The sequence below is a fragment of the Sunxiuqinia sp. sy24 genome (assembly GCF_052677165.1).
The window spans coordinates 36,726-51,522 of sequence record NZ_JBQYLH010000001.1; the positions used below are offsets into that span (position 1 = coordinate 36,726).

The 14,797-nt window shown below is 43.7% G+C and carries 9 protein-coding genes and 1 tRNA gene; 6 read left to right on the forward strand and 4 right to left on the reverse strand.

Going from position 1 to position 14,797, the window contains the following annotated elements; all coding sequences use genetic code 11:
* Positions 1–806: 806 nt before the first annotated feature.
* The 3 genes from ACUNWA_RS00160 to ACUNWA_RS00170 are packed head-to-tail and all read right to left on the reverse strand — an operon-like array spanning position 807 to position 4,226.
* Entirely contained in the window at positions 807–1,562 is a 756-nt protein-coding gene (locus ACUNWA_RS00160) for a succinate dehydrogenase/fumarate reductase iron-sulfur subunit (RefSeq protein ID WP_445589846.1), read from the reverse strand.
* Between the two features lie 24 nt (positions 1,563–1,586).
* Entirely contained in the window at positions 1,587–3,524 is a 1,938-nt protein-coding gene (locus tag ACUNWA_RS00165; RefSeq protein WP_445589847.1) for a fumarate reductase/succinate dehydrogenase flavoprotein subunit, read from the reverse strand.
* An 18-nt stretch (positions 3,525–3,542) separates the two neighbouring features.
* Positions 3,543–4,226, reverse strand: a complete 684-nt coding sequence (locus ACUNWA_RS00170) for a succinate dehydrogenase cytochrome b subunit (RefSeq protein ID WP_445589848.1) — start codon at positions 4,224–4,226, stop codon at positions 3,543–3,545.
* Between the two features lie 371 nt (positions 4,227–4,597).
* Between ACUNWA_RS00170 and ACUNWA_RS00175 the strand changes: the two genes are divergently transcribed.
* The 4 genes from ACUNWA_RS00175 (at position 4,598) to ACUNWA_RS00190 (ending at position 9,310) form a co-directional block, all read left to right on the forward strand.
* Positions 4,598–4,669: transfer RNA gene (locus tag ACUNWA_RS00175), tRNA-Arg, on the forward strand.
* An 871-nt stretch (positions 4,670–5,540) separates the two neighbouring features.
* The gene (locus ACUNWA_RS00180) at positions 5,541–5,936 is read left to right on the forward strand and encodes a BT0820 family HAD-type phosphatase (RefSeq protein ID WP_445589849.1); all 396 of its coding nucleotides are present in this window, start codon (positions 5,541–5,543) and stop codon (positions 5,934–5,936) included.
* Between the two features lie 86 nt (positions 5,937–6,022).
* A complete protein-coding gene (locus tag ACUNWA_RS00185) occupies positions 6,023–6,814 on the forward strand; it encodes a polysaccharide biosynthesis/export family protein (protein WP_445589850.1) in 792 nt (263 codons plus the stop codon).
* A gap of 144 nt (positions 6,815–6,958) precedes the next feature.
* Positions 6,959–9,310, forward strand: coding sequence for a polysaccharide biosynthesis tyrosine autokinase (locus ACUNWA_RS00190; RefSeq protein ID WP_445589851.1), 2,352 nt, complete (start codon positions 6,959–6,961; stop codon positions 9,308–9,310).
* A gap of 103 nt (positions 9,311–9,413) precedes the next feature.
* On the opposite strand, the gene ACUNWA_RS00195 is transcribed toward ACUNWA_RS00190, so the two are convergent.
* Positions 9,414–11,051: an ArnT family glycosyltransferase gene (locus ACUNWA_RS00195; protein WP_445589852.1), complete on the reverse strand. Its 1,638-nt coding sequence runs from the start codon at positions 11,049–11,051 to the stop codon at positions 9,414–9,416.
* 951 nt (positions 11,052–12,002) lie between these two features.
* Between ACUNWA_RS00195 and ACUNWA_RS00200 the strand changes: the two genes are divergently transcribed.
* Both ACUNWA_RS00200 and ACUNWA_RS00205 read left to right on the forward strand, forming a co-directional pair.
* The gene (locus tag ACUNWA_RS00200) at positions 12,003–13,541 is read left to right on the forward strand and encodes an MATE family efflux transporter (RefSeq protein WP_445589853.1); all 1,539 of its coding nucleotides are present in this window, start codon (positions 12,003–12,005) and stop codon (positions 13,539–13,541) included.
* Positions 13,542–13,619: 78 nt separating this feature from the next.
* Entirely contained in the window at positions 13,620–14,792 is a 1,173-nt protein-coding gene (locus ACUNWA_RS00205) for a polysaccharide pyruvyl transferase family protein (RefSeq protein ID WP_445589854.1), read from the forward strand.
* Positions 14,793–14,797 lie beyond the last annotated feature (5 nt).

Genomic DNA, 14,797 nt, shown 5'->3' on the forward strand with positions numbered 1-14,797 from the left:
GGCAACTCTCAACTGAAATAGCCTGAAAGGCTTAAATAATAATAGCCCGGGGCAGAGCGAAAGAAACAAGGTTAAAGGAGAAAGGAAGAAGGTTAAAGGAGAACGTACGAAGGCACGACGGCATGAACTTGAAAAATCCGACAATCCGACAATCCGTCAATCCGTCAATCCGAATATCTGAACATCTGAAAACAGATTGCTTCGCTGTGCTCGCAATGACGGAAGACAAGAATCAAGAAGACATTAGACAGGGAGAAGGCATAGAGCACTGGGCACTGAGCGCGTGAGAGAAGGGCTTTGTTCGAAGGCACGGCGGCATAAACTGATAACTGGCAACTCTCAACTGAAATAGCCTGAAAGGCTTAAATAATAATAGCCCGGGGCAGAGCGAAAGAAACAAGGTTAAAGGATAAAGGAAGAAGGTTAAAGGAGAACGTACGACGGCACGAAGGCACGACGGCACGAACTTGAAAAATCCGACAATCCGTCAATCCGAAAATCTGAACATCCGAAAATCCGAGCATCCGAGCATCTGAAAACAGATTGCTTCGCTGTGCTCGCAATGATGGAAGACAAGAATCAAGAAGACAATAGACAGGGAGAAGGCAAAGAGCATGGAGCACTGGGCACTGAGCGCGTGAGAGAAGGGTTTTGTCCGAAGGCACGGCGGCATGAACTGATAACTGGCAACTCTCAACTGAAATAGCCTGAAAGGCTTAAAAAAAAGAGGCTGTCCAATTTGGGCAGCCTCTTTAAGTTTATCTCAATTGATCAGATGGCTTGAGGTCATCCGATCAATAATTCGTTTATTCTGAAAAGCGCGCTTTCAGGTATTCGCGGTTCAAGCGAGAGATGTGCGCGATAGAAATGCTTTTAGGGCACTCTACTTCGCAGGCTCCTGTGTTGGTACAACCACCAAAGCCCAGTTCGTCCATCTTGCTGATCATCGCGTTGGCGCGACGTTTAGCTTCAATTTTCCCTTGTGGAAGTAAAGCTAGCTGGCTCACTTTGGCCGACACAAAAAGCATTGCCGATGAGTTTTTACAAGCAGCAACACAAGCTCCGCAACCGATACAAGCGGCTGCATCCATAGCTTCTTCAGCAGCAGGACGGGCAATAGGAATCGCGTTGGCATCAGGAATTCCACCCGTATTGACCGATACGTAACCACCGGCACCAATGATCTTGTCAAAAGCAGTACGATCTACAATCAAGTCTTTGATGATTGGGAACGCAGCAGCACGCCAAGGCTCGATGGTGATGGTTTCGCCATCTTTGAACTTACGCATGTGCAACTGGCAAGTGGTGATCTCTTCATCAGGTCCGTGTGGGCGACCGTTGATGTAAAGTGAACACATACCACAGATACCTTCGCGACAGTCGTGGTCAAAGGCAATGGGTTCCTGGTTTTCATTCACCAACTGCTCGTTCAAAATGTCCATCATTTCGAGGAATGAGCTGTCAGTTGAGATGTTTGATACCTGATAGGTTTCGAAACGGCCTTTCTCTTTGGGACCGTTCTGACGCCAAACCTTAAGCGTGAGATTTATTGTTTTTTCCATGATTGATCTCCTTTTTAAAAGCCGTTATTTGTAATTACGTTGAAGCATTTCTACGAACTCATAAACCAGTTCTTCTTTGAGAAGTTCAGGTTCTGCATCTTCGCCTTTGTATTCCCAGCAGGAAACGTAAGCAAATTTATCATCCTGACGTAGTGCCTCTCCTTCCGGTGTCTGGAATTCTTCGCGGAAGTGACCTCCGCAAGATTCTTCACGATCCAACGCATCACGTGCCATCAGTGCGCCTATTTCAATGAAGTCGGCTAAACGGCTGGCTTTTTCCAATTCAATATTCATTCCTTCTTTTGATCCAGGAATGCGGACGTTTGTCCAGAATTCTTTTTTAATCTCAGCAATGCGCTTCACGGCTTTTTTCAGTCCTTCAGCATTACGACCCATGCCAACAAAATCCCACATAACTAATCCCAGTTCTTTGTGGATGCTGTCAACCGAACGTTTTCCTTTGATGTTAAGCAGTTTTTCGAAGCGATCTTTCACCTCTTTTTCTGCTTCCACAAATTCTTTTTCTTCGGTCGTCATTCGTGGTGTACGGATATCGTCAGCCAGGTAGTTCTGAATGGTATATGGCAATACGAAATAGCCATCAGCCAATCCCTGCATCAGCGCCGAAGCTCCCAGGCGGTTTGCTCCGTGATCGGAGAAGTTGGCCTCACCAGCTGCGAACAAGCCAGGAATATTGGTTTGCAATTCATAATCAACCCAAATACCACCCATGGTGTAGTGGATAGCAGGGTAAATCATCATCGGTGTTTCGTATGGATTGTCGTCTACAATTTTCTCATACATCTGGAACAGGTTACCGTAGCGGGCTTCAATCACATCTTTACCTAAGCGGTCGATTGCTGATTTGAAATCCAGGTAAACAGCCAGTCCGGTACCAACACCAAATCCGGCATCGCAACGTTCTTTTGCAGCACGCGAAGCTACGTCACGAGGAACCAGGTTTCCGAAAGCAGGGTAACGACGCTCCAAATAGTAGTCACGATTTTCTTCTGCAATATCGGTTGGTTTCAATTTTCCGGCGCGAATGGCTTCCGCATCTTCTTTCTTGGCAGGTACCCAAATACGGCCATCATTCCGAAGCGATTCGGACATTAAGGTCAGCTTACTTTGGGATTCACCGTGAACAGGAATACAAGTCGGGTGAATCTGGGCCATACATGGATTAGCAAACATAGCCCCTTTGTGGAAGGCTTTTAGTGCTGCCGATCCGTTAGATCCCATGGCGTTGGTTGACAGGAAGAAGGTATTTCCATAACCTCCGGTTGCCAAAACAACGGCATGTCCGAAGTGACGTTCCAGCTTTCCGGTTACCAGGTCGCGGGTAATAATTCCGCGTGCCTTACCGTCAACAATAACAATCTCCACCAATTCGTTGCGGGTGTACATTTGTACCGATCCCTTGTTTACCTGACGCATCAAGGCTTGGTAAGCTCCCAACAGCAACTGCTGTCCGGTTTGCCCACGGGCGTAGAATGTCCGGCTAACCTGAGCACCACCAAACGAACGGTTGTCTAACAAACCGCCGTATTCGCGGGCAAAAGGAACACCTTGAGCCACACACTGGTCGATGATGCTGTTACTCACTTCAGCCAAACGGTAAACGTTGGCTTCGCGGGCACGGTAGTCACCACCTTTAATCGTATCGTAAAACAAACGGTAAACCGAGTCACCGTCGTTGGGGTAGTTTTTGGCTGCGTTGATTCCTCCTTGTGCAGCAATAGAGTGCGCACGACGTGGCGAATCCTGAATGGTAAAGTTTTTGACATTGAAGCCCATTTCGCCAAGCGAAGCGGCTGCCGATGCTCCGGCTAGTCCGGTACCAACAATGATCACATCCAGCTTACGTTTATTCGAGGGGTTCACCAGCTTTTGGTGATTTTTATAATTTGTCCACTTCTGAGCCAATGGCCCTTCGGGTGTTTTTGAATTTAGTACGCTCATAACTTCTTTTCTTTTCGATTAAAACTTGATCTGGAAATACAAAGGGATAACGGAAAATCCGATGGCAATAACGATCGCAAAGATTGTTCCCACAAATTGTAATCTTTTGAGCCAGATTGTATTGGCAAAACCAATAGTTTGGAAGGCTGACCAAAAGCCGTGAGCCAGGTGCAGTCCAAGCAGCACGCCTCCAACAACATAAATCAGGCTGTAAATCAGACTTTCTTTAAACAAGCCAGCAACCAGGGCATAGGTGTTTTCCATCTCTTCGCCGCCTACGCTGATATGCGCCAATAAGGGGTCGCCTGTGATTTTAATCTTCCAGAAAAACTGAATAATGTGCATCACCAGGAATACAAAAATTAAAGAGCCCAGGATGAACATGTTACGCGATGCCCAAGTACTCGACTTTGAATTGTTCAATTGTTTGTATCCGACTGGTCGAGCTTTCATGTTCTGAATGGTGACAACAAGTGACCAAATGATGTGTACTAAAAAACCCAAGGCAAGAACCGGTTCCATGATTTTAATCGCCGGGTTGGTAGCCATAAAGTGAGCCCCTTGGTTGAAAAGGTCGCCACTGTCATCAAAAATTAAAAGCATGTTGATGCCGAGGTGGACCATAATAAACATCATCAGGAAAAGCCCTGTGATACTCATTAAGAACTTTCTTCCAATCGAGGTAGTCAGAAAATTGCTCATAGGATAATAGTTTTATTAAAATTAATGATTCTCATAATGTGCAACAAAAGTAGACTTAACAGGGATGAACGACAATAAAGCACTCTCAAAAATAGGTAATTTAAAACGTTTCTAAGAAGAAAAGGCCTGGAATTGAGGTAAGATTCGTTAGATTAGTGCTTTGCGGAATTGCGACTTGTAAAATTAGTGTTAATAAATAGGGCTTGTAGATGATGCGATCGATTAAACGCCTGAACTTTTCCGCTTTGAATCCTAAGGCTTTTTCCTATTTTTGCAGAACTTTTAAGCTCGACCCTTTAAAAGTTAAGTAATAATTAGGTGAAAATGGCCCCGTAACTACCTCCGGTAGTCAGGGTTCAACAGATATTAATGGTCCCGTAGTTCAACGGATAGAATAGCAGTTTCCTAAACTGTAGATATGGGTTCGATTCCCGTCGGGACTACTTTAGTAAAGTCTAAGTAGATGTAGGTCAAGAGCACAAGGTCTTGGCCTTTTTTTTGGCAACATTTAGGAAATAGATCAGAAAAGTTTCTACCTATTGATCTGGCGATTGAAAGGAATCCGAGTGCCTGGCTTTAGCCGAATCGTAATTCGGACAGCTTCAGACTCTAATTCGATCGCACAACGTATACTCTTTTTTTATTCGTCCCCCAATCGATAAGCTCGATTTCCAGGTATGAATTATTTGCAATTTTTATGGGAAGAACTCCGACTTTAGGTAGAAAGTGGCTTTTCAGAGTATCTTTTTTCTGTTTTTTCAGGCTTTTTTAGTTGAAAGTTGACCGCCAAAAAGTGTCCTTCATGAGTTGAAACAGCCTATTTGGACGCTGAAATGGGCCGTTCGTGAAGTCGATTCGATTTTACTACCTCTTGCATTTCATTTTTTCTTTTTTTGCAGTCGCTGGCCGGCATTAATTTGACTGGCTTTTTATACTTGCCAAACTATGCCGACACTTAGACAAAATGGGACTGAGGAGGCGGAGCTGTGGAAAGCGGGCAGCAAAATAGTAAGTCTGAGCCCCATGTATAAGTTAATAGCCAAAAAAAACATAGGAATCGCACCAAATTCAAGATACACCTTCCAACACCCAGCTCGTTTCCTACGAGTCTTGATCGGGTATTTAAAAATCCTTTTAGCAATCGATGTTTTGAATTAACGGAGCTAATCATTCAGGACTTGAAAAAACGACATATGGAGGAGCATGATGAAGTTTTCTCTATTGATCTTTGAATGGAGTGCTCCGTACAGCGTCAAGTGACAACCACGTCAAATACGAAGAAAGAATACTAAAACATAGAAATGAAAGAATACAATGACTAGGCCCTTAACCATTGCCGTTGATTTTGATGGCACCATTGTCGAGCATAAATTTCCGGCTATCGGAAACGAGCTTCCCTTTGCCACACACACCTTAAAGACCTTGCAGGGCAAGGGTCATCGGCTGATTTTGTGGACCTACCGCAGTGGTCAGCAGCTCGATGAGGCCGTTAGCTTTTGCAAGGAGCGCGGACTGGAGTTTTATGCCATCAATAAGAACTACCCCGAAGAAAAGATGACCAATGACATCAGTCGTAAGATTCTGGCCGATGTGTATATCGACGACCGCAATATTGGAGGCATGCCCAGTTGGACGGAGATTTACCATCTGATTCACCCTGAAGAAGCCCCGATGCCTGAGAGAAAGAAGTCTAAAAGGTGGTGGGAGTAGCGACTTCTGCGTCTCATAAGAATTAAATCCTTACATCTTGTATTTGCCAAACAGGGCATCTCACCACATTAAAAATAGAGAACCAAATGAACTACCGCCAATTCGTACTCGGAATCAGTTTTCTGCTGAGTAGTATTTTATTTTCCTGCCGTAACAGTCAGGAGCTCGTCTATATGCAGGATACTTCCAATCTGGAGATTCTGGAGGCTCTATCAGATTCAGTTACCGAATACCAGGTAAAGCCCGGCGACATCCTTTATGTTAGCATCAAGTCGATGAATGCCGAGGTCAATGCCCTGTTCAACCCCGAAGCAGGCATGAGCACGCAGAGTTACAATTCCTTTCAAAAGTTCACCACACCCCAAGGAGCTTACCTCTACGGTTTTGAGGTGGATAAAAACGGTGACCTGCGTCTTCCCATCCTGGGATTGATTCCGGTAGCCGGAAACCCGCAGGCCGAAATTGAGTCGATTGTACAAGCTCAGGCCGACAAGTATATGAAAGATGCCATTGTGAAGGTGAAGTTGCTCAATTATATGGTGACTGTGCTGGGCGAAGTGAAGAGTCCCGGCGTGTATTACAATTACAACAATAATTTCACCTTGCTCAGTGCCTTGGGCATGGCTAACGGCAACACCGATTTTGCCGATATTAATAAAATCACCATCATCCGCCCCATGGAAAGTGGCAAGAAAGTGATCAAACTTGACCTGTCGAACAAAAGCTCCTGGATGTCGGAAGCCTTTTACCTGTATCCCAACGATTACGTCTTTGTGGAGCCCGATAAGCACAAGAACTTTCAGTTGAACAGTCAGGCGTATTCGCTGATGTTTTCATCGTTCAGCATTCTGTTGGCCGTTTTTGGATTTCTATTATAATAATACATCTGTTATCAATAACATCAAAGGTAGTTGCTTGATATTTGTCTCTTAGAAAGATAGGATAAGAAGACTTTGCTCGCAGCTATTTGATGACCATTTTAAAAATGTACCTAACTATACTCTCTACTAATTTTACAAAACATGACCAATGATTTTAACGACCGTTCGCGGTCGGTGGATGCTGAAGATGAAATTAATCTTAAACGCGTGATATTTATATTGTTACAGAAGTGGTGCTGGTTGCTTATTATCACATTCCTCGGTGCCGGTGGCGCATACCTGTATGGTAAGTTTACTCCTAAGACCTATAAGATCGATTCCAGTATTATTGTTCCGGAAGATAGAAATGCGCTGAACCTCGGTAGTTTGTTTGAGAATGAGATGCCAGGGGGCGGCAAAATAACTATTAATAATGAGGTCGAATTATTGAAATCCTATACCCTGAATCATCGGGTGGTGGATAACCTGAACTGGCGCACTGCCTGGTACGAAAAAGATTTTTTAATTTGGAAAGGTCTATATACCCGCGAGCCGTTTCAGGTGCAAGAGAACAGTAATGGTCTGAATGCTGAAGGAATTTTTCTATACATTACCTTGCTTGATGATAAGCAATACCAGGTTGAGGCCGATGGGACCGGGATGATCAACAACCGGGAAGTGGACATTAGCTTTTTGGGAAAAGCCACCTTGGGACAACCCTTTAAACATGACTATTTCAACTTTACGCTGCATGCCAAAGACGAGCTGGACGTTTTGCCTGATAAGGAGTTTCGTTTTGTTTTCCAAAATACCAACAAGCAAACCTTTAACTACCTGAAGCAGATTCAGGTGACTCAAGCCGATAAGCAGGGCGAAGTGATTCGTCTGATACTAGAGGGGAGCGAGCCACTGCGTAACATTCATTACCTGAATGAGCTCATCCGGGTGTACCTCGATCTGAAGCTGGGACAACAAACCCAAACCCAAAAGCGATCGCTGGCGTTTATCGATAAACAGCTGTCGGGCATTTCCGACTCGCTGCAAGTGGCCGGAACCACCTTTACCGAGTTTCGCTCGCAGAACCAGATCATCGACCTCAGTGCGCAGGGAACGATGGTTATGGAGCAGTTGGGAGAGATTGAACGGCAGAAATCGCAGCAGCAAATACAGCTCGAATATTTCCGCAACCTGCTCACCTACCTCGAGAAAGATGAAAACATCAACCAGATGTCAACCCCTTCGGTGGTGGGCATCGAAGATCCATCGCTGAATGCTCTGGTGCTGAAACTGGGCGACCTCTACAGTCGGCGCGAGATCCTGTCGTTCAGTGCCTACGAGAGTAACCCGACCCTGGTGCTGCTCAACAAGGAAATCAGGCAGGTGAACGAGCAGCTTCGCGAAAATTTGCTCAACCTCATTGACAATGCCCAAATCAGTATCACCAGTCTGGAAACCCGGCAAAACCGCATCAACAACGAGTTGAACAACCTGCCCGGACAGGAGCAGCAGATGATCAACATCCAGCGGAAATACCAGCTGACCAGTGAGATTTATACCTTCCTGCTACAAAAAAGAGCCGAGATTGAAATCGCCCTGGCCTCCGCTGTTGTCGATATTCAGATCATCGATCCGGCACGTATGGAACGCATCATTCCTACGGGAAGGTCAATCCTGATCCTGCTACTCTTTGGCGCCTTCCTGGGCTTCATTTTGCCGGTAGTGGTCATTCTGCTGTCGGACCAGCTGAATAGTAAAATACACCTGCAGGAAGATGTGGAGAAACTCACGCCACTCACCATCATCGGGAATGTGCTGCACAGCCGCGAGAAATCGGAGCTGGTGGTGATAGAACATCCTACCGCGCCCATCTCCGAGTCGTACCGGACCATCCGCACCAACCTGCAATACAAATTCAAGGAACCCGGCGAAAAGGTTATTGGTATTCACTCCATCAGTCCGGGCGAAGGAAAAACCTTTACTTCTACCAACCTGGCCTCTATTCTGGCCATGAATGAGAAAAAAACGCTATTGATTGGGGCTGATATGCGGAAACCGCGTCTACATCAGATCTTTAGTTTGGATAATCAGCACGGTTTAAGCAACTACTTGGTAGGGCAGGGCACCATTAAAGACATCGTGAAAGAAAGCCTGATCGACAACCTGTTTATTGTTCCTTCGGGACCCATACCGCCTAACCCGGCCGAGCTGTTGGAAAGAGGTCGACTAAAGGAGCTGATCGACTGGGCCAAAGGCGAATTCGACTACATCATTTTCGATAACGCGCCGGTGTCGATGGTGACCGACGGATTGATCACCAGCCAGCAGAGCGACTTGAACCTGTTCGTCCTGCGCTATGGGGTGAGCGATAAAGATCAGCTGAAGTTTATCAACGAAATGACCCAAAAAGGAACCATGCCCAATGCGGCCCTGGTGATTAACGACATCAAACTGAGTGGCTATGGCTACAGCTATTCCTATAAATATGCCTATGGAAAAGGGTATTATGCGGAGTAGGGGAGAGCGTTCGAAGACATGAACGTACGCTACCCCCTGAAGGGGATCATGCAGATCTACTTTCGGCGACTGCCATATTAAAACATCAACAAGGTCACGCCATTTATTTTTCCTTTAGCTGAACCAGGTAACGGGGCTTTAGTTTAGAAGCTCTGGTTTTCGGATTTAAAAACTTGAGGGGGAGGCTTGTCATACTTTTGTGCAGAAATACGCTAACGGTATCTACTGGAATATTCATTTTAGCTAACTGCTCCAGACCTTTAGGTCCGGTATACAACCAGTCGTTTTCGGGCGGGTTTATTTGCTTGAAATCTTCAGGAGTAACCATGTAGCGTCCATAATTCTTCGAGTACAAGAAGATCTCCCAATAACGGCTTTCCTCGGTGTATATATGTAGTTTTTCGTTGGGACCAGCTTGTTGGTTGAAGGCTTCGCAAGCTTTGAATGACGACTGGTAGTGACTCAGATTAGGCAGAATATGGGCGTTAAGTGTAAATAGTAAGGCCGAAATGGCCAGTAAAAGATACGTTAGTTGTTTGTTTAAACCAGCTTTCCAGCTGAGCACGTAACAAAATGCTGCGGTTATTAATCCAGTCACAAACCAGATCCATAATTTGTGGTTGGGAAATATATAGAATAAAAGCGCGGCGGCTAAAATAAACAGAACAATGGCAATGGTTAGGTGGATGGTGCCAAGAGCTCGTTTCAGCTTGATGAACTGAGGTTTTTCAAAGATCAGATAGGCCCAGCGGGCTGCTATTATGGATAGGAGTGGCAGAATCGCTAATTCGTAATGTGGGTTTTTGGCTTTAGCTGATGAGAGAATAATTAGGTAAATCAGGATGCCTCCCAGGGTGTAAAACTCATCGGTTGGTGTCGCTTTTAATTTCAGCGTTATTTTCTCACGGATTTGCAGGAAAATCCCCACAAAGCTGAAAGCAATCCATGGAGCAATCATGTATAAAGTTGTGTGGATGTAAAAGAAGGGGTCGGTGTTACTTCCGGCATAACTTCCACTGATACGTCCGGCGTTGTTCGTCCAGAAATAGAATTTGATGCCCTCTATCCCGAATTGCTGGTAAAGTCCCCACAAGGCAGGCAGGGTCGATAGCATCAAAATAACAATGGCAATGAAGGAACGGATATTCAGCAACATCTTAAAATTACGGGTGAGCAACAAGTGCAGTCCAACGGCCGATCCAACAATGACAATGGCTACCGGACCCTTACTAAGAAGAGCCAGTCCGAGAAAAAGCGTTCCCAGGTAAAAGGGAGCGTTTTTCTGGTGTTTAATCCAGGCTGCGTATTTCCATATGGCTAGAATTACCGGGACAACCAATAATGTATCGGTGTGGATATCGTTGTGGAAATGAACGTAGCCCAGGCAGCTTGCCCAAAAGAAAGCGGACAGAATTCCAGTTCTTTTATCGTATAGTAATTCGCCTAGTTTGAAGGTGCCATAAACTCCGATTAGTGAAATTAGTAAGATGCTTAACTTGTAAGCGAACACTGAGATTCCGGTTACTTGAAATACCGCAGCGGCAATCCAAAATAGTAAGGGAGGTTTCTGGTCATAGGCATCACCCCCGATGGTCAGGTCAGTCCAGTTATGGTTATCAAGAATCTCACGTCCTACTTGTGCATACTTGGCTGCATTGATAACGATAGGGATAAATAATCCGGTAATATTAATCAGTAAATACAGAATGATGCCCAATAAAAGCCATTTCTCTTTCTTCATTTTCGGTCTCAGGTTACTTTAATTTGTATCTGTTGCAGGCATTATCATGAACGATTAGCTGCTCAAAACGGTCAAAAGTACAAAATTGAACTATAGGATGAGAGTCGCAGATCGATCACTATGTAGTAGTCATTGATTAAAACAGAACAAATGATCAGAATAGCTTGTTGGTTATATCCAGTGACCATTGTAAGGTGTTGACTTTTTAGTTGAAAGTCTGTCTTCTACGAGTAACTAAAACTAATTGTCAGGATCAGATTCTGGATATGTTAACACAATAGCTGGTTGACTATTTCTTATTTCACGCGGGGACAATTAATTTGAATGGGATGTTGATCGGTTGACCTATTGTCCAGGTTCAGAACTGATGATATTCCTCTATTTTTTTGTTAAGGTGTTGTTTTGGAGACGATTCTCTATTTTTCTGAGCAATGTCCTTTTCGAGTTCGTGTAAATCAAGCCTATTGTAGAGCCAGAGCCTCTTTTACGTGAAATTACCTATTGTTTAAGAGCAGATCTCAATCGATATTTGAAGGTGTAAGAAAAATGCTAAAACGATCTCCTCATAAAATCAACTTGGGAGTCAATGGGCGAAGCTGTATGTTATTCTAAAAGATGACCACCTGGTTGATGAATGGTAAAATGCAGCTTGTGTATGAGCTTTTTATTTTGATGAGCAGAAACACAAATACATAGGCACCTGTGGTCAGCGTTTAGATATTCGATCGAAATAGACAGTTGATGTTATCCTCACACCGGATTAGCTATTATCAGCGGGTTTTCAAGCCATTATTGGGAGGCAGAAGGCGAAGCTGTAAGCATTCCTGAGTGAAGACAAGGTTTTTTAACCCTTAGAAACGTATTCAAAAATCGTTAGCTTCAAGACAGGTCTTTTTTGTTCAAATGCATTGGAGGCGATAAGAAGCAATACATTTCCATACCTAATGATATATGCAGGCAGCGAAGCGTGTAGCACTTAATACAGGCATTCTTTATGCCCGAATGGCAATAACGGTCTTTATCTCGCTCTATGCCACACGACTTATCTTGGCAGCCTTGGGAGCCGAAGATTACGGAATATTCAATGTCGTGGGTGGTGCCATTGCCATGTTGACGTTTTTAAATGGTGCCATGGCTTCAGCTACCCAGCGTTTTATGTCGTATGCGCAGGGGGAGGGGGATGAAAACAAACAGAAGCAGATCTTTAATGTCAGTATCATACTGCATCTGGTTATTGGATTCATTCTCGTAGGGGTACTTGAGATTGTCGGCTATTTTCTGTTTAGCAGCGTTTTGGTCATTGAGGCCGATAGGATGGATGTGGCCAAACTGATTTATCACTTTCTGGTCGTTAGTACTTTTGTTACCGTTATTTCAGTTCCTTATGATGCCGTTATTAATGCACACGAGAATATGCTCGTTGTGGCTATTGTTGGAATTGTTGAGGCTGTTCTTAAATTAAGTATTGCAATCTATGTAACCTATACGGGGCATGATAAATTAGCTAGCTATGGCTTGTTGATGGCTTTGTTGTCAATATTCGTATTGTTAGTCCTTCGAATATACTGTCATAAAAAGTATCCGGAAGTCATCATTAACATCCAGAAATACTTTCATAAAGGACTATTCAGGGAGATGACTGGCTTTGCTAGTTGGAGTTTACTTATCAGTGCGTCAGGCATTATCACCATGCAGGGGATGTCTATTATTTTAAATTCCTTCTTTGGGGTAATTGTCAATGCGGCACAAGGTGTTGCAAATCAAATATCGGGGCAACTCATGGCTTTTTCAAACACCATGCTCAAAGCGCTGAATCCCGTGATTGTTAAAAGCGAGGGGGAGAATAATCGGGAGCAGATGTTGATGGGGACAATAACAGGAAGTAAGATCTCGTTCTTTTTACTTTCATTTTTTGCGGTTCCAGTCGTCATTGAAATGCCATTTATTTTAGACTTGTGGCTAAAGGATGTTCCGGAGTTTGCCATTATTTTTTGCCGGTTGAACCTTATCCGATTGGTTATAAATCAATTTACTGTAACCTTTCCAACAGCAATAGGAGCAATGGGTGATTTGAAGCAATTCAGTATATGGATTGCCCTGGCTTATGCAACGCTATTGCCGGCAAGTTATCTCGCTTTTAAATTAGGAGCATCGCCTGAGATAATCTACATCAATCTTATCGTAGTAACTGTTGGCTTATCGATTATTAAGGTGTATTTCACGCACCGCCTATGTGGCTTAAGTTTGAAAGGTTTCTATCGGGATGTTTTGCTTCGCAGTCTCGCCACCTTGCTGGTGACATTTCTTTTGGCGTGTGTGCCTATGCTCTTTTTAAACTCCGGTTTCATTCGTTTGATAGCTGTTTTGTCGGCAAGCAGCGTCGCATTCTTACTGATGCTATTTTGGGTTGGTCTGAATAAACGAGAAGAGCAATTAATAATTGCTATTTCAAAAGTTATTTTTAACAAAATGGGGGGATTGATAAAATGAATCAGACATCCGTATTGGTGAATTTCTAAGTGAGTAATAATCTGGGGTCTAGCATTGTGGGGCTTTTAAGAAGAAGATATGAAGATAAAAACGATAACGTGTCATAACGTTTACAATTTCGGAGCTTCTCTACAGGCTTACGCCCTGATGAAGTATCTGGAAACTCTTGGTCATGATGTTGAAATTATTGACTACAGACCCGACTACTTAAGTCAGCGATATAACCTGTGGGGAATTAGTTCCAAGTGGGGAAATAGAGGATTCCTATTCAAGCTGCTGTATTACGGGTACAAGGTGCCGGAACGATTATTGACAAGAAAAGGGAAATACAATTTCGACTCATTTAGTCGTAAGTACCTGAGAGTAAGTGATAGGACCTATAGGAGTTATTCCGAATTGGAAAATTATCCTCCAGAGGCCGATGTTTATATTGCTGGCAGTGATCAAATATGGAATACGCATTCCCGAAATGGTAGAGATCCGGCTTTCTTTTTAGATTTTGTTCCACCGGGAAAAAGGAAGGTCTCTTATGCCGCCAGTTTTGCCACCCTGGAAGTCTTGCCTGAATACAGGAGCTTTGTTCAATCTAGGGTTGAAACCTTTGATTATGTTTCTGTGAGGGAACGAGAGGGGCTTGATATTTTAGAAAGACTTGGGGTTGAACATGGCAAACATGTGTTAGATCCGGTATTCCTTATTGGTAGGGATGAATGGGAACGACTAGCCAATGACCAAAATGATAGCCGTTATCTTTTGGTTTATGATTTTGATAATAATCCGGCTATCAAAAAATTTGTTCAGCATATTGCACGAGAAGAGGGTCTGCAAATAGTTGCGGTCAATAATTATACGAAGACACCCTATGCCGATCACGATTATTTTCATGCCGGGCCAGAAACATTTATTTCCTTGATAAAGAATGCGGAATATATTATAACAAATTCTTTTCATGCAACGGTCTTCTCTTTAATCTTTGAAAAGGAGTTTTTTGTCTATGATCGTATGGATGATAATGCCAACTCCCGGATGACAGGTTTGCTTGAACTTTGTGGTCTGGAAAAGCGCTTAATTCATTCCCAGAATGAAATTAAATCAGAGCAATCTCGGATTGACTATGATCAGGTCCGACTAAAGTTAGATTCCCATTTACGGAGCTCAAAAAAGTTTTTAGATCAATCACTGAATCGATTTAAAGACTCATCTAATACAGAGAAGAGAATAACCCAAACATTCGATAGATCAATCATTTAAAACTA